Origin of the sequence: Sphingomonas sinipercae (assembly GCF_011302055.1) — a bacterium.
Taxonomy (GTDB): Bacteria; Pseudomonadota; Alphaproteobacteria; order Sphingomonadales; family Sphingomonadaceae; genus Sphingomicrobium; species Sphingomicrobium sinipercae.
Window position 1 is genome coordinate 1,320,134 of the sequence record NZ_CP049871.1, and the last position, 21,524, is coordinate 1,341,657.

The 21,524-nt window shown below is 64.2% G+C and carries 23 protein-coding genes and 3 tRNA genes; 4 read left to right on the top strand and 22 right to left on the bottom strand.

Annotation, left to right across the window (positions count from 1 at the left end):
- Nucleotides 1-2 precede the first annotated feature (2 nt).
- Genes G7078_RS06890 through proS form a run of 4 tightly spaced genes read right to left on the bottom strand, consistent with a single transcriptional unit; the run spans nt 3 to nt 4,323 of the window.
- Nucleotides 3-1,076, bottom strand: a complete 1,074-nt coding sequence (locus G7078_RS06890) for a lysozyme inhibitor LprI family protein (protein WP_166094372.1) — start codon at nt 1,074-1,076, stop codon at nt 3-5.
- Between the two features lies 1 nt (nt 1,077).
- On the bottom strand, nt 1,078-1,761 hold the full coding sequence (locus G7078_RS06895; protein WP_166094374.1) for an ABC transporter ATP-binding protein: 684 nt from the start codon (nt 1,759-1,761) through the stop codon (nt 1,078-1,080).
- Nucleotides 1,754-3,004: a lipoprotein-releasing ABC transporter permease subunit gene (locus tag G7078_RS06900; RefSeq protein WP_166094376.1), complete on the bottom strand. Its 1,251-nt coding sequence runs from the start codon at nt 3,002-3,004 to the stop codon at nt 1,754-1,756. Before G7078_RS06900 ends, G7078_RS06895 begins: the two co-directional genes overlap by 8 nt.
- Nucleotides 3,001-4,323, bottom strand: coding sequence for a proline--tRNA ligase (gene proS / locus G7078_RS06905; RefSeq protein ID WP_166094378.1), 1,323 nt, complete (start codon nt 4,321-4,323; stop codon nt 3,001-3,003). Before proS ends, G7078_RS06900 begins: the two co-directional genes overlap by 4 nt.
- Nucleotides 4,324-4,616: 293 nt before the next feature.
- On the opposite strand from proS, the gene G7078_RS06910 reads away from it, so the two are divergent.
- A complete protein-coding gene (locus G7078_RS06910; protein ID WP_166094381.1) occupies nt 4,617-5,048 on the top strand; it encodes an energy transducer TonB in 432 nt (143 codons plus the stop codon).
- Between the two features lie 9 nt (nt 5,049-5,057).
- Here G7078_RS06910 and G7078_RS06915 read toward each other — a convergent pair.
- Nucleotides 5,058-5,134 (bottom strand) — tRNA-Met (locus G7078_RS06915).
- Between the two features lie 150 nt (nt 5,135-5,284).
- Here G7078_RS06915 and G7078_RS06920 point away from each other — a divergent pair.
- Nucleotides 5,285-5,710: a DUF3775 domain-containing protein gene (locus G7078_RS06920; RefSeq protein ID WP_166094385.1), complete on the top strand. Its 426-nt coding sequence runs from the start codon at nt 5,285-5,287 to the stop codon at nt 5,708-5,710.
- Here the strand turns inward: G7078_RS06920 and G7078_RS06925 are convergent.
- From G7078_RS06925 to G7078_RS06935, 3 genes are read right to left on the bottom strand one after another with little or no spacing between them, the layout of a single operon-like run.
- Complete coding sequence (locus G7078_RS06925; protein WP_166094387.1) at nt 5,703-6,212, bottom strand: 2'-5' RNA ligase family protein; 510 nt, start codon at nt 6,210-6,212, stop codon at nt 5,703-5,705. The two genes, G7078_RS06920 and G7078_RS06925, sit on opposite strands and share 8 nt — an antisense overlap.
- On the bottom strand, nt 6,197-6,760 hold the full coding sequence (locus G7078_RS06930) for a PRC-barrel domain-containing protein (protein ID WP_166094390.1): 564 nt from the start codon (nt 6,758-6,760) through the stop codon (nt 6,197-6,199). The genes G7078_RS06925 and G7078_RS06930 overlap by 16 nt, the downstream gene beginning before the upstream one ends.
- A gap of 36 nt (nt 6,761-6,796) precedes the next feature.
- On the bottom strand, nt 6,797-8,752 hold the full coding sequence (locus tag G7078_RS06935; protein ID WP_166094393.1) for a potassium transporter Kup: 1,956 nt from the start codon (nt 8,750-8,752) through the stop codon (nt 6,797-6,799).
- Between the two features lie 174 nt (nt 8,753-8,926).
- Between G7078_RS06935 and ald the strand changes: the two genes are divergently transcribed.
- Entirely contained in the window at nt 8,927-10,033 is a 1,107-nt protein-coding gene (ald, locus tag G7078_RS06940) for an alanine dehydrogenase (protein ID WP_166094395.1), read from the top strand.
- Between the two features lie 4 nt (nt 10,034-10,037).
- Here ald and G7078_RS06945 read toward each other — a convergent pair whose 3' ends face one another.
- The 9 genes from G7078_RS06945 to G7078_RS06985 all read right to left on the bottom strand — a co-directional run bounded on the left by G7078_RS06945 (nt 10,038) and on the right by G7078_RS06985 (nt 15,937).
- Nucleotides 10,038-10,655, bottom strand: a complete 618-nt coding sequence (locus G7078_RS06945; RefSeq protein ID WP_166094398.1) for a tetratricopeptide repeat protein — start codon at nt 10,653-10,655, stop codon at nt 10,038-10,040.
- Nucleotides 10,655-11,062: a cytochrome c-type biogenesis protein gene (locus G7078_RS06950; RefSeq protein WP_166094400.1), complete on the bottom strand. Its 408-nt coding sequence runs from the start codon at nt 11,060-11,062 to the stop codon at nt 10,655-10,657. Before G7078_RS06950 ends, G7078_RS06945 begins: the two co-directional genes overlap by 1 nt.
- Nucleotides 11,059-11,583 (bottom strand): DsbE family thiol:disulfide interchange protein, encoded by a 525-nt coding sequence (locus G7078_RS06955; RefSeq protein WP_166094402.1) that lies wholly within the window; start codon nt 11,581-11,583, stop codon nt 11,059-11,061. The genes G7078_RS06950 and G7078_RS06955 overlap by 4 nt, the downstream gene beginning before the upstream one ends.
- The gene (locus tag G7078_RS06960; RefSeq protein ID WP_166094404.1) at nt 11,580-13,481 is read right to left on the bottom strand and encodes a heme lyase CcmF/NrfE family subunit; all 1,902 of its coding nucleotides are present in this window, start codon (nt 13,479-13,481) and stop codon (nt 11,580-11,582) included. Before G7078_RS06960 ends, G7078_RS06955 begins: the two co-directional genes overlap by 4 nt.
- Entirely contained in the window at nt 13,478-13,927 is a 450-nt protein-coding gene (ccmE, locus tag G7078_RS06965) for a cytochrome c maturation protein CcmE (protein ID WP_166094407.1), read from the bottom strand. Before ccmE ends, G7078_RS06960 begins: the two co-directional genes overlap by 4 nt.
- On the bottom strand, nt 13,924-14,055 hold the full coding sequence (gene ccmD / locus G7078_RS06970; RefSeq protein WP_166094408.1) for a heme exporter protein CcmD: 132 nt from the start codon (nt 14,053-14,055) through the stop codon (nt 13,924-13,926). The genes ccmE and ccmD overlap by 4 nt, the downstream gene beginning before the upstream one ends.
- Entirely contained in the window at nt 14,052-14,768 is a 717-nt protein-coding gene (gene ccmC / locus G7078_RS06975) for a heme ABC transporter permease CcmC (protein ID WP_166094410.1), read from the bottom strand. Before ccmC ends, ccmD begins: the two co-directional genes overlap by 4 nt.
- Before the next feature lie 8 nt (nt 14,769-14,776).
- Nucleotides 14,777-15,829 carry a Glu/Leu/Phe/Val family dehydrogenase gene (locus tag G7078_RS06980; RefSeq protein ID WP_166094412.1) on the bottom strand — a complete coding sequence of 351 codons (1,053 nt, stop codon included), beginning with the start codon at nt 15,827-15,829 and terminating at the stop codon, nt 14,777-14,779.
- Nucleotides 15,830-15,860: 31 nt separating this feature from the next.
- Nucleotides 15,861-15,937: transfer RNA gene (locus tag G7078_RS06985), tRNA-His, on the bottom strand.
- A gap of 84 nt (nt 15,938-16,021) precedes the next feature.
- On the opposite strand from G7078_RS06985, the gene G7078_RS06990 reads away from it, so the two are divergent.
- Nucleotides 16,022-16,480: an HIT family protein gene (locus G7078_RS06990; RefSeq protein WP_166094414.1), complete on the top strand. Its 459-nt coding sequence runs from the start codon at nt 16,022-16,024 to the stop codon at nt 16,478-16,480.
- On the opposite strand, the gene G7078_RS06995 is transcribed toward G7078_RS06990, so the two are convergent.
- The 5 genes from G7078_RS06995 to clpX all read right to left on the bottom strand — a co-directional run bounded on the left by G7078_RS06995 (nt 16,459) and on the right by clpX (nt 21,250).
- Nucleotides 16,459-16,533: transfer RNA gene (locus tag G7078_RS06995), tRNA-Val, on the bottom strand. The genes G7078_RS06990 and G7078_RS06995 overlap by 22 nt on opposite strands.
- Before the next feature lie 54 nt (nt 16,534-16,587).
- Nucleotides 16,588-16,860 carry an HU family DNA-binding protein gene (locus G7078_RS07000; RefSeq protein ID WP_166094416.1) on the bottom strand — a complete coding sequence of 91 codons (273 nt, stop codon included), beginning with the start codon at nt 16,858-16,860 and terminating at the stop codon, nt 16,588-16,590.
- An 87-nt stretch (nt 16,861-16,947) separates the two neighbouring features.
- Nucleotides 16,948-19,344, bottom strand: coding sequence for an endopeptidase La (lon, locus tag G7078_RS07005; RefSeq protein WP_166094419.1), 2,397 nt, complete (start codon nt 19,342-19,344; stop codon nt 16,948-16,950).
- Nucleotides 19,345-19,463: 119 nt separating this feature from the next.
- Nucleotides 19,464-19,928, bottom strand: coding sequence for a CPBP family glutamic-type intramembrane protease (locus tag G7078_RS07010; RefSeq protein ID WP_166094421.1), 465 nt, complete (start codon nt 19,926-19,928; stop codon nt 19,464-19,466).
- Between the two features lie 56 nt (nt 19,929-19,984).
- Nucleotides 19,985-21,250, bottom strand: coding sequence for an ATP-dependent Clp protease ATP-binding subunit ClpX (clpX, locus tag G7078_RS07015; RefSeq protein ID WP_166094422.1), 1,266 nt, complete (start codon nt 21,248-21,250; stop codon nt 19,985-19,987).
- Between the last annotated feature and the right edge of the window lie 274 nt (nt 21,251-21,524).

A 21,524-nucleotide genomic window follows, 5' to 3' on the forward strand; every position in this document is an offset into this window, starting at 1 on the left:
GCTTAGCGGCCGTTCCAGCGCCCGGCCATGATGTCGCTGATTTCCCGCATGCGGCCGCGATAGGTGTCGGCAACGCAAGCGTCGGACCGGCAACGGTCGCGGAAGGCCAGGAAACCGGAACGGGTCGAGGTCAGCAGTGCGCGTTGCTCCGCATCGGCACGGCCCATCGCATTGTTGAACTGGGAGGCCATCTGGCGGTCCAGCGCGGCAAGACCGGAGTCGCTGCACACCGCGACCTCCCCGCGCGTGCGGGCGAAGCGGCAGTTGAAGCTGGGCTTGGCAGAGCCGACGACCGGCCGCGCGGGTTCGTCAACCGGCGCGGGTTGCTGGACCGCTGGCGAATCGCTGCTGGGCTCAGGAGGAGATGGTTCCGCCGGCGCGTCCGGCTGCTGCGGCTGGACGCTCATCGGGTCCATGTCCGGCACTGCCAGCGGCGCGGCCGGGGCGGCACCGCTACGGCCGATGGTCGCCAGGGGCACGGTCAGCGCGTCCGTATTGCCAAGCATGATCGCATTGCCGGTCCCGTCGGCGGCCGGCTGCACCGCATAAGCGATATCGCCGCTCAACGTGCTTCCGCCTTCCGAGACTTTCACGCCGGGCGGCAATTGGAGCACTGCCGTACCTTCGCAATTGATCCGCTGCGTATCCTCATCGACCCCGCGCAGGATCGGCGACTGGACCCGCAGCAGGGCATAATCGGAAAGCTTGGCAAAGGCGGCGGCATCGCTGCCCCGGGTCGCTGCAGCGCGGCGGAACAGCTCGCGCTTGATCAGGTCGTAAGTGCTTTGCAGCGCGCACTGCTTTTCGGGCGCGAGCATGCGCTCGTCGACCTTCGCCGTGTCGAGCTTGTCCTTGTCGGCGTCGGAACGAGTCCACACCGAGCTGGCGAGCAGCAAGCCAATCAGCACCGCAGTGACGACGGCGAGGATCCACCAGGTCCGCTGCGACGGCGGCTGTCGGCCGCCGGGCGAACCTCCGTCGACACCGTCGCGGTCGGTTTTCGGTTGCTCCGGCTCGACCCGAGGAGGTTCGCGGCGTGGCGGCTCGGGGTCCTGGGAGAGTCGGATATCGACCATTTTACTTGCCTTCCTCCAGTCGACCCTCATGCAAACGCACAACTCGATCCATCTTTGCAGCCAGGCGCTCGTTATGCGTTGCGACCAGCGCGGCGCTCCCCTCGCCTCGCACCAGATCGAGGAACTCGGCAAGCACCTTGTCGGCAGTCGCCTCGTCCAGGTTGCCGGTTGGCTCGTCGGCAAGCACCAGCGGCGGGCGATTGGCTAGGGCCCGCGCAACCGCGACCCGCTGCTGCTCCCCGCCCGAAAGCTTCGACGGCCGGTGGTCGAGACGCTGGTCCAGACCAAGCTTCGACAGGAGTTCGTCGGCCCGCGCCGTTGCGGCTTCCCGTTCCGCGCCGTGGACCAATTGCGGCAGGATCACATTCTCGCGAGCGGTGAATTCCGGCAACAGGTGATGGAACTGGTAGACGAAGCCGAGCACGTCGCGGCGCACCTCCGTCCGACCGTCATCGTCGAGTTCCGCGGCCTCGCGCCCGTGCAGCCGGATCGAGCCTTCGAAGCCACCCTCCAGCAGACCCACTGCCTGCAGCAGAGTCGACTTGCCCGACCCGGACGGGCCGAGCAGTGCGACGATCTCGCCGGCCCCGACCTGAAGGTCGACCCCGCGCAGCACTTCGATCGCCACATCGCCCTGGACGAAGCGGCGGCGCAGCGCCTGCGTTTGCAGGACCGGCTCATTCATAGCGAAGCACCTGTACGGGATCCGTGCTCGCCGCTTTCCACGCCGGGTAGAGCGTGGCGAGGAACGAGAGGACGAGTGCGATCACCACGATCGCCGTCACTTCCAGCGGGTTGGTCTTGGACGGCAGTTCGGTCAGCGTCCGGATCGCGGGATCCCACAGGTTCGCACCGGTCGCGTATTGAATGGCATTCACCACATTCTGGCGGAAAAACAGGAAGATCGCGCCAAGTATGACGCCAAGGATGATGCCGAGCGAGCCGATCGTCACACCCACCGTCACGAATATCTTCATCATCCCGCGGCGGCTCGCCCCCATCGTCCGAAGGATAGCGATGTCCCGGGTTTTCGCACGGACCAGCATGATCAGCGACGACAGGATGTTGAAGACGGCGACCAGGATGATCAGCGACAAGACCACGAACATCGCCACCCGCTCGATTTCCAGCGCCTGGAACAACGCGGAATTCATCTGCCGCCAGTCGACGATGACGCCGCGACCGTTCGCGACGCTTTGCAACGGCGCCAGGATCTGGTCGACCTTGTCGGGATTGCTGGTTTGGATTTCGACCGTAGTGATTTCGTCGCCGAGCATCAGCAACTGTTGGGCATCCTCGATCGGCATGACCACGAACGCCTTGTCGTAATCATACACGCCGACTTCGATGACTGCGGCGACGGTGTAGGAGACGATCCGCGGGACGGTTCCGACCACCGTCGATCGCCCTTCCGGGCTAATCAGGCTGATCTCGCTGCCCGGATAAGCCCCAAGCGTCTCTGCCAGGCGGATGCCGATCGCGACCCGATTGCTGCCCGGCGCCATGGTGCTGAGGCTGCCCGACTTGATGTTGCCGGCGATCACCGGGTTGCTGGCAATGTCCTGCATGCGCATCCCGCGCACCAGCACGCCTTCGACGCGCCCGTTCGCCGAAGCCATCAATGGCTGCTCGACGAGCGGGAGCGACTCGGTCACCCCTGGGGTCTTTCGCGCTGCATCGGCAACCTGCCGCCAGTCGGCGAGCCTGCCGTCATACCCTTGCACTACCGCGTGGCCGTTAAGCCCGACGATCTTGTCGAACAGCTCGGCGCGGAAGCCGTTCATGACGCTCATGACGATGATCAGCGCCGCAACGCCAAGCGCGACCGCAACTAGGCTGATCGACGCGACGAGGAAGATGAACCCCTCGCCCTTCCCGGGAAGCAGGTAACGCCGAGCGACCATTCGCTCGTAGCGGTTGAGGATCATTCCGTGAGCCTCGCCAGGGCGGACTCGATGCTCAGGTCTTCACGCTCGCCAGTGGCCCGTCGTTTCAGCTCCACGGTTCCGTTGGCGATCCCGCGCGGGCCGACAATCACCTGCCAGGGCAGCCCGATCAGGTCCATCGTTCCCAACTTGACGCCGCCCCGCTCGTCGCGGTCGTCGTACAGCGTCTCGACGCCGGCTGCGTTGAGCCGATCGTAAATGGTCTCCGCGGCGGTCCGGCTCGGTTCGTCATCGGCCCGCATGGTCACCAGCCCGACGGTCCACGGCGCCACCGCCTCTGGCCAGACGATCCCAGCATCGTCGTGGCTCGCCTCGATGATCGCGCCCACGAGCCGGGACACGCCAACTCCGTAGCTGCCCATCATCGGCGTGATCATCTGCCCATCGGGGCCGGAGACCTTGAGACCCATGGCCTGCGAATATTTATCGCCAAAGTAGAAGATGTGCCCGACTTCGATGCCGCGCCCGGTCCGCTGCCGATCCGAAGCGACTTGCGACCAGCGATCCGGATCGTGGGTCTCGTCCGTGGCGGCGTAGGTCGTGCTGACCTGGTCGAACAGCCGCTGCAGTCCTTGCGCATCGCCGTAGCGAAGCTGCGCCTGGCTCCAGTCGAATTCCTCGAATGCAGCGTCGTAGAAAACTTCGCTTTCGCCGGTCGGTGCGAGGACGATGAATTCGTGGCTAAGGTCGCCGCCGATCGGCCCCGAAGCAGCCTTCATCGGTACGGCCCGGATACCCATCCGCTGGAAAGTGCGCAGATAGGCAAGCAGCTGAGTGTAATAACTCTGCCGGGCGCCGGCCTCGTCGAGGTCGAAGCTATAGGCGTCCTTCATCAGGAATTCGCGGCCGCGCATCACGCCGAACCTGGGGCGAACCTCGTCGCGGAATTTCCATTGAATGTGATACAGCGTTCGCGGCAGCTCGCGGTAGCTTTTGACCTCGTCGCGGAACAGCGCGGTTATCATTTCCTCGTTGGTCGGCCCGTAGAGCATCTCGCGCTCGTGACGGTCGCGGATGCGCAGCATCTCGGGCCCGTAAGCGTCGTAGCGGCCGCTCTCGCGCCACAGGTCGGCCGACTGAAGCGTCGGCATCAGCATTTCCTGCGCGCCGGAACGGTCCTGCTCCTCGCGCACGATCTGCTCGATCTTCTGCAACACTCGAAAACCGATCGGCAGCCACGCGTAAATGCCGGCGGCGGTTTGCCGCACCAGCCCGGCGCGAAGCATCAGCTTGTGGCTGACGATCTGCGCGTCCGACGGGCTGTCTTTCATCACCGGCAGGAAACAGCGGGAAACGCGCAAGAGTTGTCGTCCTCTGGTTGGGTGCGGCTCACCTAAGGTGGGGAACCGTTCAACGCAATGCGGCCGGCTGGGGTCCGACGCTGTGGCGCGATCGACACATGCGATGCACAAATGCGCCTGTGGGCAGTTCACGTCGTGACTTTGGCGCCGGTTCGTGGTCAGTCATGCCGGTCACAAGGGGGCTGGCGAGCAATCGTCACGCAGGACGCCCGGGTCGCTCAAGCGGCCCGGGCGTTTCCTTTTAAAGGTTCATCGGCATGGATCCTCGGCGACGTCCCGATCACAACTCTCCGGTGCAGCCGCACAGTCCTGGCCCGCTGCCCTGGATTGCTGCTGCCATCGGCCTAGGAGTGATATTGTGGAGCTGGCAGGATGTTTCCGTCGATCCGTTCAAGCCGCCATACGAACTTCGCGAAGAGCCTGAGACTCCGCGGCGTTCGCCGTCGGACTCGTCGCTCAAAGCCAACCTTCCCGGCCTCATTCGCGCCGACGATTACCCGCCGGAGGCACTTCTGAGGAATGAGCAAGGAACTGTCGGGGCCAGACTGGTGATCGATAGCGGCGGACGCGTAAGCCAGTGCATCGTGGAGCAAAGCAGCGGTTCCGCCATCCTCGATACGACGACCTGCGACATCTTCCGCAAACGGGCCAAATTCCCGCCGGCTGCCGAGGCGACGACGGGCGAACGAACGTTTTCGCAAAGCGTCCGCTGGCAGTTGCAGTGACCGGGAAGTTGGTAGCGGAGGAGGGACTTGAACCCCCGACACGCGGATTATGATTCCGCTGCTCTAACCAGCTGAGCTACTCCGCCCCAAGGGTGGCGCCACCCGTCCGGGCGGCGCAAACCAGAGCGCCCGCGGTGAGCAGGCGGGCGGCGCTATAGGTCGCCGCACCTTGACGGTCAACGAGAGGAACCGCTTGGCGTTCGATGTCGTTGAGTGACGCAAACAAGGATAGGTGAATGGACCCGCTAACGCCGCTCGAAACCCTGTGCCGAATCATCCTGCGCGCTCGTGAATATGAAGCGCAGACGCCGTCCGACTACGCCCGCGGCGAAGGGGCGGACAATATCGATGATGAAGACGAAGGCGCCCTCTCCGTCCTCGACGACGACATTAACGACGGTGTCGAAGAGGAACTTCGGGCAGCACTGGAGGATCTCGGCGAGGACCAATTGGCGGAAGTCCTGGCCTTCTGCTGGGTCGGTGCCGGCACTTACGATGCCAGCGACTGGGACGAAGCGATGGCCGAGGCCAACGACATGAACGGCAGCGGCGGCGACGGCATCGTCGACGAACTTCTCGACCTGCCGATGCTGGCGTCAGTGCTCGAACAAGGCATGGCAGCGTTCGAACTTAGTTGCGAAGGGATCGGCGAAGTCAGCTGACGCCGCGGAACTGCCAATTGCCGAGCGGCTCCCAGGGACCGCCCAAATAGCGGAACAGCAGGAGCCCGCGGATCGATAACGGCCGCGGCTCGAAGCTGCGCTCCAGTGACGTCATGAGCTCACGCGCGGCCGCCGGTTCGACCTTGTTCTGGATGGTAATATGCGGGGCCCAGCCGCCACTGTCCTGCGCGGTCAGCAACCCGTGAAACGCACTTGCCAATTCTTCGCGAACGGCATCGAGCTCCGCCGAGCGGATCCGAAAGGCAACGCCGCCTCCAAGGCTCATCAAGCCGGCAATCTCCGCGCCCGGCGGCGGCGCGGCGCAGGCTCGCTTGATCGCCCGGCGAACCTCTCCCTCGCTCGATGGCGGGAGCGCATGGAACAGCGTCAGGTGAGTGGGCACCTGGTTGCGCTCGGGTGGGAAGTGGCGGCTTCGCAGGCCGTTCGCCCAGGCGAAGTCGGCCTTTCCAAGCTCGGCAGTGACGATCAGCGGGCCGGCCATTGGTCTTTCTGTAGTTCGTCCAGGCCGGAAAACCGCGTCCGGTCGAAGTTGGCAACCAGCGTTTCATCCTCGATCCGCAAATCGTGCCAGGGCACACGTCGAAGAGTCTCACCGACCCCGGCGACTCCACCTTCAGAAACCACCACATACGCCACGCGCCCGCTGGCGCATCCAGCCATCGCGTCGACGCAGGTACCAACTTCTTCCTCGCCGCACCGAAATTTAGCGCTCGATAGCAGCGAGACGGGAAACAGCTTTTCACCCGGCGCTCGCTCGCTCGCCTTGGCTGCAGCCTTGCCCCCTTCTTCGACCCGGGCCTGGCGTCCAAGCCAGCGCCAGATGCCGAACAGGTTGAGCAGCGTCAGCACCGCGTTGGTCCATTGCAGCGCCGGCTGGCCGGTCAGCAGTCCAGTGGCGAACCAGGCGATCGAGCCGACAGTAAAAACGATGAACCCGTAACCGGTGATCCTCGAACCGAGGTTCGATGCGGTCATGCAGGCTGCGATGATGGTGGCCGCGGTCGCGACCCAGGAAATGTTGTCACCCATGGCACGTGCAATTCCGGGCGGGCCCAAAGGCTCCGCCTAGATTTCGACCTGGCTTCCCAGTTCGACGACGCGATTGGTCGGCAGCTTGAAGAACTCCATCGCGCCTTCCGCATTGCGAAGCATCCAGGCGAACAGCTTTTCGCGCCAGATCGCCATCCCCGGGCGCGCCGAGGCCAGCAGCGTCTGGCGCGCCAGGAAGTAGCTCGTTTCCATCGTCTTGCAGGTCGGTCCGCAGCCTTTCACCTTTGCCAGTGCCGCCGGGACATCGACCTCTTCCATGAAGCCGTAACGCAGGATGATGCGATAGAAGCCGCTGCCATATTCCTCCATCGAAGAGCGCTTTTCCTGCGGCACGTAAGGCACGTCCTCGATCCGGACCGTGACCAGGAATACGCGCTCATGAAGCACCTTGTTGTGCTTGAGGTTGTGAAGCAGGGCATGCGGCACGCCGTTGGGCGAGCTGGTCATGAAGACCGCCGTTCCAGGGACCCGCGCAGCGCTCGGGGCCGCCGACTTGATGAAGATTTCCATCGGCAGGCTGGCCTCGTTCATCCGGGCGATCATCAACTGCCGGCCCTTGGCCCAGGTTGTCAGCAGCGTGAATGCGATCGCGCCGATGAGCAGCGGGAACCACCCGCCGTCGGGCACCTTGAGCAGGTTCGCGCCGAAATAGAGCAGGTCGATGCCGAAGAAGACGACAAGCATCGAAATCACCAGGACCCGGTTCCACTTCCACATCAGCAGCAGGACGACGCTGATGAGGACTCCGTCGATCAGCATCGCACCGGTCACCGCGATCCCATAGGCGGCGGCAAGATTGGATGAGGTGCGGAAGGTGAGCACCAATAGGATCACCATCACCAGCAGCGCCCAATTGACGACCGGGATGTAGATTTGCCCGGCGGCGCGCTCGCTGGTGTGTTCGATCCGCAAGCGCGGTACGAAGCCGAGCTGGATCGCCTGCTGCGTGACCGAAAATGCGCCGGAGATCACGGCCTGGCTGGCGATGATGGTCGCCAGTGTCGCCAGCAAAACCAGCGGCAGCCGAAGCATGTCCGGGGCCATGTAGAAGAACGGGTTCTTGACCGTCTCGACCGCTTCGGCCGGCGTCTGGCTAAGCAACATCGCAGCCTGACCCATGTAGTTGAGCAGCAGTGCCGGCATGACGAAGTAGATCCACGACACCCGAATGGGCCGGCGGCCGAAATGGCCCATGTCGGAATACAGTGCCTCCGCCCCAGTGACCGCCAGGACGACCGAACCCATGGCGATAAACGCGCGTACCGGCTCCTGAATGTAGAAGTTGAGCGCGTTCCACGGATTGAATGTGTTGAGGATGACCGCCGGGTGATCGAGGATGTGCATCGAGCCGAGCACGGCAAGCGTCAGAAAATAGACGATCATGATCGGCCCAAAGAGCAGTCCGACCTTCGCGGTCCCGCGTGACTGAATCGAAAACAGGCCGACCAGGATGCCGATCGCGACGGGGATGACGAACGGCTCGAAACTCGCCTGGACGGTGGTCAATCCCTCGACCGCCGAAAGCACGGAGATCGCCGGCGTGATCATCGAATCGCCGTAGAACAGCGCCGTCGCGAACACGCCAAGCAAGACGATTCCGCCAGTCCAGCTGACTCGCCCGCTGAGCGAGCGGTTGATGAGCGCAAGCAACGCAAGGCTGCCGCCCTCGCCCTTGTTGTCGGCGCGCATGATCACTGTGAGGTACTTGATCGCGACGATGATCAGCATCGACCAGAAGATCAGGCTCATCACGCCGAAAATATGGAGCTGGTCCGGCGCCAGCTCGTGGTGACCGGCAAAGGTCTCGCGGAACGCGTAAATCGGGCTGGTGCCGATATCGCCGTAAACGATGCCGATCGCTCCGATCGCCATTTTGTAGAGAGGGCCGCCGTGCGCGTGGCCATGCGCCCCATGGGGATCCGCGGTGTGTTCGCCGTCGACGACGGCAGTACCGGTCTCGGTGACGCTCATCGCTCGAATTTCCGGACGAAAAGATGACTCACAAGCGCTGCCGCCGATGGGATTGGCTGGATTGGCATCGCCGCGCGCCACTAGCAGTCGTAATCAACCGCCGCAATCGGTGAGGACATTCCCGATATCGCTGTCTATAGCCCGCGCCAATCAACACGATGGAGCTAACGAACGATGCGGATCGGGGTGCCGAAAGAGATCAAGAACAACGAGTTTCGGGTTGGCCTGACTCCAGCGTCCGTGGCCGAACTCGTTGCCGCAGGTCATGAGCTGTTCGTCGAGACGCACGCCGGGAGCGGCATCGATTGCCCCGACGCAGCCTTCAAGAAAGCCGGCGCGACGATCCTTCCAACAGCGCAGGATGTGTTCAAATCCAGTGACATGATCGTCAAGGTTAAGGAGCCGCAGCAACGAGAAATCGCGCTTCTGGAGCCCCGGCACATCCTATTCACTTACCTTCACCTGGCCGCGGACAAGCCGCAGGCGGAAGGGCTGATGAAGTCCGGTGCGACCTGCATTGCCTATGAGACGGTGACATCGCGCACCGGCGCCCTGCCCTTGCTCAAGCCGATGAGCGAAGTCGCCGGCCGGATGTCGGTGCAGGTTGGCGCCCACTACCTTGAGAAGGAACAGGGCGGCCGCGGCGTGCTGCTAGGCGGCGTTCCCGGTGTCGCTCCGGCGAAGGTCGCGATCCTCGGCGGCGGCGTTTCCGGCGTGAATGCGGCGCAGATGGCGGTCGGAATGCGGGCGGACGTCACGATCTATGACATCAACCACGAACGGCTGGCCGAGCTCGACATGTTCTTTTCGAGCCAGATCAAGACCGCCTACGCATCCAAGTCGGCGATCGCGAAGGCCGTGGAAGAAGCGGAGCTAGTGATTGGCGCGGTGCTGGTCCCGGGCGCTGCCGCCCCGAAGCTGGTGACCCGCGAGATGCTCAAGACAATGAAGCGCGGCAGCGTCTTGGTCGACATCGCCATCGATCAGGGCGGGTGCTTTGAGACGTCGCACGCGACGACCCACGCCGATCCGGTTTTCGAGATCGACGGGATCATCCATTATTGCGTGGCCAACATGCCGGGCGCGGTCGCCCGGACGAGCGCCTTCGCGCTGAACAATGCCACGCTGCCCTTTGCGCTGCGCATCGCGAACCTGGGCGCGGAAGCGGCGATGAAGGCCGATCCGCATCTCGCCAACGGGCTCAATGTGTCGAATGGCAAGATCCGGCACCAGGCGGTGGCGGAAGCGCTCGACCTGCCGTTCGAGCCGCTCGCGGCGTAGGCGACTAAGCGGAAGGTTGGGATGCCGGTGGCTGCAGGGCAGCGACCGCATCTTCGACCACGGGCCGCCAGCTCGCCTCCGCCGGGGCGCTGGCAAGGACGCTTTGCCAGATTGCCAGGGCCGCTTCCGGACGGCCTGACCGCAGCATCGCCACGCCCATGAAGAAGGGCGGCGCCGGATATCCAGGCGACAGCTCACCGGCGCGGCGGTAGGCGAACTCCGCTGCCGGCGTCAGCACTTCGGCATGGTCGACGAGCGCATTGCCCAGCCCCACCCACAGTTGCGGGTCGCCCGGATGTTCCTTTACGGCCGCTTTCAACACGCCGACGGCATCGGCGCTATTCCCGCGTCGCGCCAACGATTCGGATATGATCAGCCAATGCTCGTTGGCAGCGAAGTTGCCGTAAAAAGCATGGCGCAGGTTGGTCACCGGGACCGGCGGCCTTTGCTCCTTGGCGCCACGCGGCGAACCGGCGAGGCCGGGATTGCCCTGGAGCGCGTAGCCGGCGCATCCGAACAGCAATGTCGCCCCGGCAAGCTTGAGCATCGGACCGCGCAGCCCGAGTGCGCGCATCGCTAACGCTGACAAAGCGGCGAAGACCAGCAGGATCAGGCAGCCCATTAACCGCCTCCCCGCCTTTTGAGGCGCGAACCGGCGATCCAGCCGCCGACTGCGATCAGCAGAATCGGCGCGATCCATAATGGCCAACCGACCGGTTCCGTCGGCGGGCGATAGCTCACCCAATTGCCATATCGCTCGACCAGCCACGCGCGGATTGCCGATGGCCTCTCGCCCGCGGCGATGCGCCGCCGAATGAGGTCGCGCATGTCGCCGGCAAGCTCGGCGTCGGAATCGACGATCGCCTGCCCCTGGCAAACCAGGCAGCGGATTTCCGCCATCAACGCTTGGGCTTTTGCCTCCTGGCTCGCGTCGGGAAGCTGTCGGTTAGCCCAATGAGCCGGGGGCAGGTTGGAATCGGCCAACGCGGGCGTTGCAACCGCCAGCGATAGAAGGATCAGCACTTTCACCGCGCCTGCTCCAGTGCCTGCACGATCTTCGGGACGTCGCTCGGCTCGATCGGGCCGATGTGCTGCATCCGAATGACGCCGCGACCATCGATCACGAAGCTTTCCGGGACACCGGCCGAGCCAAGCGCGACCTGCGCCTTGCTTTCCGGGTCCGAGCCGATCCGTTCGAACGGGTTGCCGTGCCGCTCCAGAAAATTGCCCAGATCGCGTTCGGTGTCGCGAATGGCGATGCCATCGATCCGAACACCTTGCCGCTTGAGCTCCATCAGCACCGGCGCTTCGGCAATGCACGGTACGCACCAACTCGCGAACAAATTGAGTAGCCGTGGCTGGCCATCGGCCAAGCTCGCCGCAGTAATCGCCGGATGACCGGCGACGGGTGCCAGCGCGAGTTGCGGCACGGGCCGCCCGACCATCCGGGACCGAATATCCGTGTCGCCCGGATTGGCGAGCCGCCACAGCAGCCCGGCCACGATCAGCCCGAGCACGAGCAACGGCACGAACCCCAGCCAGCGCCTCACCGTGCGTTCTCCTTGCGCCGGCCACGCAGCGCCCGCCCGATCAGGGACAGGCCGCCGCCGAGCGCAATCAGGATGCCGCCCAGCCAGATCAGGGTCACCAGAGGCTTCCACCACAAGCGAAGCTGCCAGCGTCCATCCTCGGTCGCCTGGCCCAACACCGTGTAAAGCTGGCCCGAGGGCACGGTCTTGATCGCGGACTCGGTCGTCCCCGTCGGTGGGCTGGAATAGAAACGCGCCTGCGGCTTGAGCACGGACACGCCGCCACCCCGCGACACGCGAAGCTCCGCTTCGAGCGCGGTCCAATTGGGGCCAGCGGTTGGGGTCACGGATTCGAAGCGCACTAGCCACGGCCCGACCGGAACCGTGTCGCCAACCTTCGCGGCGACCAGCACCTCCCTCGTCAGCAGGGCGCTTCCGGCCATGCCGGCGATCGCCACGGCCACTCCTGCGTGCGCGACGACCATGCCCCAGACAGGCAGCGGCGTCCGCCGCAGCCTGCGACCGAACAGCGGCAGGATGCTTGCGGTCAGCAGGGCCGCCGCGACACCGAGCGAAAGCTTGGCCAGCAGCCCGCCGTCGAACACGAACACGACCGCCGCAAACACCGTCAGCCCGACGAGCCCCGGTATTGCGAGCCGTCGGAGTCTCTCACCGCTATCCGACCGCCAGCTAAGCAGCGGTCCAACCCCGGCGAGAAGCGCCAGCAGCAGTGCGATCGGGCCGGCGACTGCATTAAAATATGGCGGCCCGACTGAGAGCTTTTCACCGCTGATGGCTTCGACGAACAGCGGATAGAGCGTGCCGATGAACACCACCCCGAGGATGACGGTCAGCAACAGGTTGTTGCCGACCAGCCCCGCCTCGCGGCTCAGCAGCTGGAACCGTGGCCCTTCGGACAAGGCGCTGGATTTCACCGCGAACAGGGCGAGCGCCGCACCGACGTACACCGCCAGAAGTACGAGCAGGAAGGCGCCGCGGCCTGGATCGACGGCAAAGGCATGGACTGAAGTCAGCACGCCGGAGCGCACCAGGAACGTGCCGACCATGGACATTGAAAAGGCGACCACCGCCAGCATGATGGTCCACGCCCGGAGTGAATCCCGCGACGCCAGCACGTTGATCGAATGGAGCAACGCCGTCGCCGCCAGCCACGGCATCAGCGACGCGTTCTCAACCGGGTCCCAGAACCACCAACCGCCCCAGCCCAGCTCGTAATAGGCCCAGTAGCTCCCTGCCGTGATGCCGAGCGTCAAAAAAATCCACGCGCCAAGCACCCAGGGCCGCATCGCCTTGGCGAGGTCGCGGTCTACCCGACCGGTCAGCAGCGCTCCGACGGCCAGACTGAACGCCACCGACAGGCCGACGTAGCCGAAGTAGAGCGTCGGCGGATGGAAGGCCAAGCCGGGGTCCTGCAGCAGGGGATTGAGCCCCCTGCCCTCCACGGCCGCTGGGCTTAGCCGAGCAAAGGGATTAGACGCGAACAACAGGAACCCGAAGAAGCCCAGGGCTAGCGCTCCTTGGGCGCCCAGGGCCGCGGTGAAGGTCCGTTCCTCAAGCCGGTGCGAGAACAGCGCCAGGATCGCACCGGACACGCCCAGCACCGTTACCCACAGCAGCATCGATCCTTCGTGGTTTCCCCAGCTGCCGGCCAGCTTATAAAGCATCAGCTTGGCGGTGTGGCTGTTCTCCGCCACCAGCTCGACCGACAGATCGGTCCTCGCGAACAGCACGATCAGCAGGATCATCGCCAGCGATGTCAGCGCGCCCTGCGTAACAGCAACCGCGCGAATAGCGCCGGGCTCGCTCCGTAACGCTGCCGGGCCCAACCCCAGCAAAGTCTGCAATAATGACAGCGCCGCCGCCAGCCAAAGCGCCGCAAGGCCGGCTTCTGCGATCACTGCTCGACCGTCTTCGCCGCTTTGTGCTCGGCCTGCTGGTTGCCAAGCTCCGGCGGCATGTAGCGCTCGTCATGCTTGGCCAGGATGTTGTCCGCGACGAAGGTCCCGCGCTGGTCGACAAAGCCCTCCGCGACGGCACCGCTCCCCTCTCGGAACAGGTCGGGCAAGATGCCCCGATATACGACCGGCACCCGCGCAGCCTCGTCGAACACGACGAAGCGGATGGTGACGCCATCGGCATCGCGCTTCACCGAACCTGCCTGGACCATGCCGCCCAATCGCGCTGCCTGGCCCGTGGTCGCCTTGCCTGCGGCGATGTCCGTCGGCGTGAAGAAGTAAGCCGCGCGATCCTTGAGGCCCCACATTGCAAGCAATACCGCCGCGCCGATCGCGATGACGGCGACGAAAATCAGGATGAGCCGCTGGTGCTTGGGCTTGGCGATCATCGGTCGGCCCGCGATTGCTCAGCCTGGCGCTCCGCCCGCCGCATCGCCGTAAAGGCCCAGAGCAACAGGCCGCCGGTTGCCAGCAGGGCCACCGCATAGGCCGCGGTCACGAAGGCCCAATGGTTCATTGCGTCGCGCTCCGCCGCAAGCGCGCCTCGACCTTCAGCCGAGCAAGCTCGGCACGCATCAACATCAACGTCGCCGCCGCGAACAGGCAGGTGAAGCCAAGCACCGACAGCCGCAGCGGCCAGGCCAAGTCAGGATGAATGCTCGAACCGCCAAGAGTGATGCTTTGCACCTGGTGGAGCGTGCGCCACCACAGCACCGAATAATGGATGATCGGCAAGTTGATCGCGCCCACCAGGCCGAACAGCGCGGCCATGCGCCCTTCGGTGCCGCGCTCGCGTTCCGACGCGGCGAGCGCGATGTACCCGAGGTAAAGGAAGAACAAGATGAGCATTGACGTCAGGCGCCCGTCCCATTCCCACCAAGTGCCCCAGGTCGGCCGTCCCCAGATCGACCCGGTCAGCAGGCAGACCGCAGCGAAGACGGCGCCGCACGGCGCGAGCGCCCGCCCAGCGACCGCTGCCAGCGGGTGGCGCCACACGAGTTGGGAAACCGAAGCCGCCGCAATGCCGCCCCAGCCCGCCATGCCCAACCATGCCGAAGGCACGTGAACGTACATGATGCGGACCGTTTCACCTTGAAGGTAGTCAGGGGGCGATAGGGTCAATCCGCCAACCAGGGCCATCGCCGTCAACACGAGGCCGACACCCAGCAACCAACTGGTCGCCGGCTTCGCGATGCGTAGGAAACGCGCCGGGTTGGCAAGCGCGTGCACGATTGGGCCTATGCCCTTCCGATCAATCGCTGCGCCATCGCGTCGGCGACTGCCGCCGGGTTGCGACCGCTGCTCGCGCTCTCGGACCAGATTTGCTCAAGGCGCGTCGGAATGCCTTCGATCCGCTCCCGGACCAAGTGCGCGTCCCCGTCACCCAGATATTCGGTGCAGACGTTGATGATGCCGCCGGCATTGATGACATAGTCAGGTGCGTAAAGGATGCCCCGCTGCTGCAGCCGCTCGCCGTCCTGCGGCGTCGCAAGCTGGTTATTGGCGCCGCCGGCAACGACTGGCGCGTTGAGACGAGCAATGCTCTCCTCGGTGAGGATCCCGCCCAGCGCATTGGGGCTGATAACGTCGGCCTCGAGGAACAGGATCTCGTCGGTGGAGACAACCTTGCCGTCCACCTTCTTCGCAAGCGCCTGCGCCTTCGCCTGATCGACGTCCGCAATCGACAGCCGCGCGCCTTCCGAACATGCGTGCAGCGCGACACCGCTCGCGACGCTGCCAGCGCCTTGCAGGGCGATATGCAGGCCCTCGACGCTATCCTTGCCCAGCGCCTGCTTCACCGCCGCCTTCAGGCCCAGGAAGACGCCAAGCGAAGTGTGCGGCCCCGGGTCGCCGCCAACGCCTTGCGCCTCCTCGGGTGGAAGGCCGGCGACGAACCTGGTCTGGCGGCGCACTTCGATCATGTCGGTGACGCTCATGCCGACGTCTTCAGCCGTGACGTAGCGCCCGCTCAACTGGTCGACGGCCTTGCCGAACGCGGCGAGATAACCCGGGCTCTTGGTCCGGTCCTCGGGCGCCAACAGCACCGACTTGCCCCCGCCCAGCGGAAGCCCCGCCATGGCATTCTTGTAGCTCATGCCGCGCGACAGCCGCAGGGCATCCTTCAGCGCCTCGGCCGAATCTGCATAATGCCAGAAGCGAGCGCCGCCGGCCGCCGGGCCAAGGTGCGTCGAGTGAACGGCAATGATCGCCTTCAGCCCGCTGGTCGGCTCATCGATGAAATGAAGGCCTTCGTGCGCGTCGTAATCGGGGAAGCCCCAGGGCGTTTCCATGTCTTCGGGAAGTCCAATTCTGCCAGAAAAATGGGGCGACCGACGGGACTTGAACCCGCGACCCCCGGTACCACAAACCGGTGCTCTAACCAGCTGAGCTACGATCGCCACCGCGCCGCGCGGGACGGTTCCCTTGGACGCGCGCGCTCCTTAGGGTTCGCTGCTCTCGAAGGCAAGCAAAGGGGGCGGCAAATGGCCAACGCGACGATGGGCAAATTCGGCTTCCCCGGAACGCTTGTCCGGGACTTTGGCCATTGGGCGGTGTTGGTCCGTCCGGCTCAGGTCACACTCGGTTCGCTGATCCTTGCCTCGACGGGCGAGGCGACGCGCTATTCCGACCTCCCGGCCGCCGCCTTTGGGCAGCAGGGAGAGGCTATCCGGGCGATCGAGGCCGCCCTCACCGCATTCTGCAAATATGAGCGGCTTAATTACCTGATGCTGATGATGGTCGACCCGCACGTGCACTTCCACGTCATCCCGCGTTACGAGGGTGCGCGCGAGTGGAACGGGCTCAAATTTGCGGATGCGGGCTGGCCCGGCCCGCCAGACCTGGGCTCGGCAAGGACATTGGCCGCGCCTCAACTGACTGCGCTAACCGAGGAATTGCGGCCACTGTTCGACGAGGGGCGTGGTGGGCGCGACAGGGATTGAACCTGTGACCCCACCCGTGTGAAGGGTGTGCTCTACCGCTGAGCTACGCGCCCGCCTGTGCCGCGGAGCGCGCCAGATACGAGCCGCTCCGCGTCGTGTCCAGAGAGTTACTGAACGGCGTCCTTGAGCACCTTGCCGGCGCGAAATTTGGGCTGCGACGTTGCCTTGATCTGCATTGGCTCCCCGGTGCGCGGGTTACGCCCGCTCGAGGCCTTGCGACGAGTTACGGAGAAATTGCCGAAACCGACCAGCCGAACTTCGTCGCCGCGCTTGAGCGTCGAGGTGATGACCTCGAGCATCGTTTCGACCGCCCGCGCGGCATCGCCGCGATTGAGGCCTGCACGATCGGCGACCTGACCAATCAACTCCTGCTTGTTCATCGTGTCGCCGCTCCAATCGTCCGCTGAAGAGACTCGCACAGCCTCGGCCGCCGGTTAAGGCAATAACTTCGCCGCGAGTCAAAGCCTCTAGTGCCGTACTCCGACCGGGTTGTCGCCAACCGGGACATGTAACGCCTCCGCCGCATGTTCATCGGCGTCGGTCCACTCGATCGGCCGCATTGGCTCGGTCATCGCGATTGGGATAACCTCGTCGACATGGCTGACGGGGATGATTTCCAGGCTGGCGGTGACCGCCGCCGGAATTTCGACCAGGTCCTTCTCGTTTTCGGCGGGGATCAGCACCGTCTTGATGCCGGCGCGAAGCGCAGCAAGCAGCTTTTCCTTAAGTCCACCGATCGGCAACACGCGGCCGCGCAGCGTCACTTCGCCGGTCATCGCGACGTCGCGCCGAACCGGGATCCCGGTCAGCGTCGAAATCATTGCCGTGACCATGCCGATCCCGGCTGAGGGCCCATCCTTTGGAACCGCGCCCTCGGGCAAGTGGATGTGGATGTCCTTGCGGGCGAACACGCTCGGCTTGACCCCGTAGGATGGAGAGCGCGCCTTCACGAAGCTCATCGCCGCCTGGATCGACTCCTGCATGACATCGCCAAGCTTGCCGGTGGTCTTGATCTGGCCCTTGCCGGGCACGGTGACCGCTTCGATCGTAAGCAATTCGCCGCCGACTTCTGTCCAGGCCAGGCCGGTGACAGCGCCGATCTGGTCCTCCTCCTCGCTCATCCCGTAACGGTAACGGGTCACGCCCAGGAACTCGCCGAGGTTCTCGTCGGTCACGGTGACGCTGTCGGTCTTGTTTTCCAGGATTCGGCGCAGCGACTTGCGGGCGATCTTCGCCAATTCGCGCTCGAGGGTCCGGACACCGGCCTCGCGCGTGTAATGCCGAAGGATTCCGCGCAGGCCGTCGTCCGTGATGGTCAGTTCGTTCGGCTTGAGCCCATGCGCCTCGACCTGCTTTGGCATCAGGTGACGCTTGGCAATCTCGACCTTCTCGTCCTCGGTATAGCCTTCGAGCCGGATGATCTCCATGCGGTCGAGCAGCGGCTGCGGCATGTCGAGCGAGTTGGCGGTCGTCACGAACATCACGTCCGACAGGTCGTAATCGAGCTCGAGATAATGGTCCTGGAACTTGCTGTTCTGCTCCGGATCCAGGACCTCAAGCAGCGCCGATGCTGGATCGCCTCGGAAATCCTGACCGAGCTTGTCGATTTCGTCGAGCAGGAACAACGGGTTGGACGTCCCTGCTTTCTTGAGATTTGAAATCACCTTGCCCGGCAACGAGCCGATATAGGTACGGCGGTGGCCGCGGATTTCTGCTTCGTCGCGAACGCCGCCGAGCGACTGGCGAACGAATTCGCGGCCCGTTGCGCGCGCGATCGAGCGGCCGAGCGAGGTTTTGCCCACGCCAGGCGGGCCGACCAGGCACAGGATCGGTCCTTTCAGCTTATTAGTGCGGGCCTGGACCGCGAGATACTCGACAATCCGCTCCTTCACCTTTTCGAGGCCGTAATGATCCTCATCGAGGATGGCCTGCGCCTCGGCGATGTCTTTCTTGACCCGCGACTTCTTGCCCCACGGCAGCGACAGCAGGACGTCCAGATAATTGCGCGCGACCGTCGCTTCCGCTGACATCGGCGCCATGGCCTTGAGCTTCTTCAGCTCGACGTTGGCCTTGGTTCGCGCTTCCTTCGACAGCTTGGTCTTGCGGATCTTGGCGGCGAGCTCGACGAGTTCGTCCCCGCCCTCCTCGCTCTCATTGCCAAGCTCGCGCTGGATCGCCTTCAACTGCTCGTTGAGATAATATTCGCGCTGGGTCTTCTCCATCTGGCGCTTGACCCGGCTGCGGATCTTTTTCTCGACCTGAAGCACGCCCAGTTCGCCTTCCATGAAGGCGAATACCATCTCCAGCCGGCGCGCCGGGTTCAGCTCACCCAGCAAAGCCTGCTTGTCGGCGACCTTCACCGACAGGTTTGACGCCACCGCGTCGGCTAGCACCGACGCATCGCCGATCTCGGCCAGCTGGATGCCGGTTTCCGGCGGCAAGCGCTTGTTGAGCTTCGCGTAATTCTCGAACTGATCGACAACCGAGCGCATCAGCGCCTGTGCTTCCGGTCCATCGGCCGCTTCTTCGGCGACATCCTCAACCTCGGCAGCCATGAAACCGTCCTGCTCGACGATCGCGGTCAGCCGGGCACGGCGGACGCCCTCGACCAGCACGCGCACGGTCCCGTCCGGCAGCTTGAGCAATTGCATGGCGGTCGCGACCACGCCGAGATCGTAAAGCGCGTCACGATCGGGATCGTCCTCGCTCGGATCGAGTTGCGCGACGAGGAACAGCTCCTTGTCGGCGCCCATCGCCGCTTCAAGCGCGGCAACGGACTTTGCGCGACCGACGAATAGCGGGACGATCCGCTGGGGAAAGACGACGATGTCGCGGAGCGGCAGTAGCGGAAGTGTGCGAGTCATATGATGCTATATGGAGAGCGCGACCTCCATCCGCAACGCGACGAAGGCTTCGATTGAATCGCCGGTAAGCCCGGCCTGCCCGGGAGGGAAGCAACACCGGTCAACCGTAGGGAAGTGAGCTAGGGCGTCATGCCCCTGGAGACGAGGAGAGCCGGCAAGAGGTTCTGCAACGCGTGCACGGCCATCGGGATCAGGAAGGCCAGCAGCAAGGAGCGCTGGCGCCAGGTGATAAAAAGGGTCGAAAAGACGAGGAATGGCCACCAGATGATGAAGCCCCACACCGGCGCCTTCGCCGCATGGAGCAGGCCCCAACCGACAGCGCTGATCGCGACTGCAATTTCGGGACGAACCAGCCGTTGCAGCAGGAGCAAGACCACGCCCATTGCCAGCGTTTCAACCACTGGCGCAAAGATCACGAGCGCGAAGATCGCTTCGATCCCCCGCATCGGGAAAACCGGTGCGGCGGCATCATCGACCAAGGTCGAGGCAATCAGCGCCAGCACCATGCTGATGGGAAACGAGACGAGCCATCCCGCACCAATCGCAATCAGCGGGTCGCGCGGCTTGAGCAGCTGATCCGGCACATATTTATAGAGCGGCCGCGCCCAAATTTGACTGGACGCTCCCGGACCGTGCGCCATCAGGCCGCGTCGCCCGCCTTATCCTTCTTCGCATAGACCCGCACCGGATCCTTGCGTCCCTCGACGACATCCTTGTCGATATGCACCTCGTCCACGCCGTCCATCGACGGCAGGTCGAACATGGTGTCGAGCAGGATACCCTCGAGGATCGAGCGCAGGCCGCGAGCGCCCGTCTTGCGGTCGATGGCCTTGCGGGCGACCGAGCCCAGCGCTTCGTCGCTGAACGCAAGTTCGACATCTTCCATGTCGAACAGCTTGGCATATTGCTTGACGAGCGCGTTCTTTGGCTCGACCAAGATCTTGATCAGCGCCGCTTCGTCCAGGTCTTCGAGCGTTGCGATCACCGGCAAGCGGCCGATGAATTCCGGGATCAGGCCGAACTTGAGCAAATCCTCCGGCTCGCAATGCTTGAGCACTTCGCCCGTCTTGCGCTCGTCCGGCGCGACGACGTGTGCACCAAAGCCCATCGACTTGCCCTGCATGCGGTCGGAGATGATTTTCTCAAGACCGGCGAAGGCGCCGCCGCAGATGAACAGGATGTTCGTCGTGTCGACCTGCAGGAATTCCTGCTGCGGATGCTTGCGCCCGCCCTGCGGCGGAACGCTGGCTGTAGTGCCTTCCATCAGCTTCAGGAGCGCCTGCTGGACGCCCTCGCCCGAAACGTCACGGGTGATGGACGGATTGTCCGACTTGCGGCTGATCTTGTCGATTTCGTCGATGTAGACGATCCCGCGCTGGGCCTTTTCGACGTTATAGTCGGAGGCCTGGAGCAGCTTGAGGATGATGTTCTCGACGTCCTCACCGACGTAGCCGGCCTCGGTCAGCGTCGTCGCGTCGGCCATCGTGAACGGCACGTCGAGGATCCGGGCGAGCGTTTGCGCCAGCAGGGTCTTGCCGCAGCCGGTCGGCCCGATCAGCAGGATGTTCGACTTGGCAAGCTCGACCTCGGTGCCGCTCTTGGCGCCGTGATTGAGCCGCTTGTAATGGTTGTGCACCGCGACCGACAGGACGCGCTTGGCCCGCGACTGGCCGATCACATAGTCATCGAGGACCTTGCAGATTTCCGCAGGCGTCGGCACGCCGTCGCGCGTTTTCACCAGCGCCGACTTGCTCTCCTCGCGGATGATGTCGTTGCACAGCTCAACGCATTCATCGCAGATGAACACCGTCGGCCCGGCAATGAGCTTGCGCACCTCATGCTGCGATTTACCGCAGAAGGAGCAGTAGAGTGTGCTCTTGCCGTCGCTGCCCGAAAGCTTTGTCATTGGGGTCCTTACGCTGGCGAAGTCGAAAAGCTCCGCACCGGTCACGCTAACCGGATTTATGGCACACGCAAGCTTGGGGTTCGGTTAACGCTCCACCTACGTGCGATCTGTCCCGAATATGGATGCCCGTCCGCTGGGGCACAAGGGACGATCGACGCCATCCAGTTGCGATTGCAGCAACTTTGAAATCGCGACGATGCGTGGCGTTACCCCTCTTCCTGCTTGCCAAATCGCGATCGAGCAATACGGTCGAACTGCCGATAGTTGGGGGATA

What these genes read in the sequence shown, in the direction of transcription:
- G7078_RS06900 (WP_166094376.1), bottom strand. Translation starts at nt 3,004, where the DNA reads ATGATCCTCAACCGCTACGAGCGAATGGTCGCTCGGCGTTACCTGCTT.
- G7078_RS06925 (WP_166094387.1), bottom strand. Translation starts at nt 6,212, where the DNA reads ATGGCCGGCCCGCTGATCGTCACTGCCGAGCTTGGAAAGGCCGACTTC.
- ccmE (WP_166094407.1), bottom strand. Translation starts at nt 13,927, where the DNA reads ATGATCGCCAAGCCCAAGCACCAGCGGCTCATCCTGATTTTCGTCGCC.
- G7078_RS06920 (WP_166094385.1), top strand. Translation starts at nt 5,285, where the DNA reads ATGGACCCGCTAACGCCGCTCGAAACCCTGTGCCGAATCATCCTGCGC.
- G7078_RS06895 (WP_166094374.1), bottom strand. Translation starts at nt 1,761, where the DNA reads ATGAATGAGCCGGTCCTGCAAACGCAGGCGCTGCGCCGCCGCTTCGTC.
- G7078_RS06945 (WP_166094398.1), bottom strand. Translation starts at nt 10,655, where the DNA reads ATGGGCTGCCTGATCCTGCTGGTCTTCGCCGCTTTGTCAGCGTTAGCG.
- G7078_RS06980 (WP_166094412.1), bottom strand. Translation starts at nt 15,829, where the DNA reads ATGGAAACGCCCTGGGGCTTCCCCGATTACGACGCGCACGAAGGCCTT.
- ald (WP_166094395.1), top strand. Translation starts at nt 8,927, where the DNA reads ATGCGGATCGGGGTGCCGAAAGAGATCAAGAACAACGAGTTTCGGGTT.
- ccmD (WP_166094408.1), bottom strand. Translation starts at nt 14,055, where the DNA reads ATGAACCATTGGGCCTTCGTGACCGCGGCCTATGCGGTGGCCCTGCTG.
- G7078_RS06990 (WP_166094414.1), top strand. Translation starts at nt 16,022, where the DNA reads ATGGCCAACGCGACGATGGGCAAATTCGGCTTCCCCGGAACGCTTGTC.
- G7078_RS06930 (WP_166094390.1), bottom strand. Translation starts at nt 6,760, where the DNA reads ATGGGTGACAACATTTCCTGGGTCGCGACCGCGGCCACCATCATCGCA.
- G7078_RS06890 (WP_166094372.1), bottom strand. Translation starts at nt 1,076, where the DNA reads ATGGTCGATATCCGACTCTCCCAGGACCCCGAGCCGCCACGCCGCGAA.
- lon (WP_166094419.1), bottom strand. Translation starts at nt 19,344, where the DNA reads ATGACTCGCACACTTCCGCTACTGCCGCTCCGCGACATCGTCGTCTTT.
- G7078_RS07000 (WP_166094416.1), bottom strand. Translation starts at nt 16,860, where the DNA reads ATGAACAAGCAGGAGTTGATTGGTCAGGTCGCCGATCGTGCAGGCCTC.
- G7078_RS06935 (WP_166094393.1), bottom strand. Translation starts at nt 8,752, where the DNA reads ATGAGCGTCACCGAGACCGGTACTGCCGTCGTCGACGGCGAACACACC.
- clpX (WP_166094422.1), bottom strand. Translation starts at nt 21,250, where the DNA reads ATGACAAAGCTTTCGGGCAGCGACGGCAAGAGCACACTCTACTGCTCC.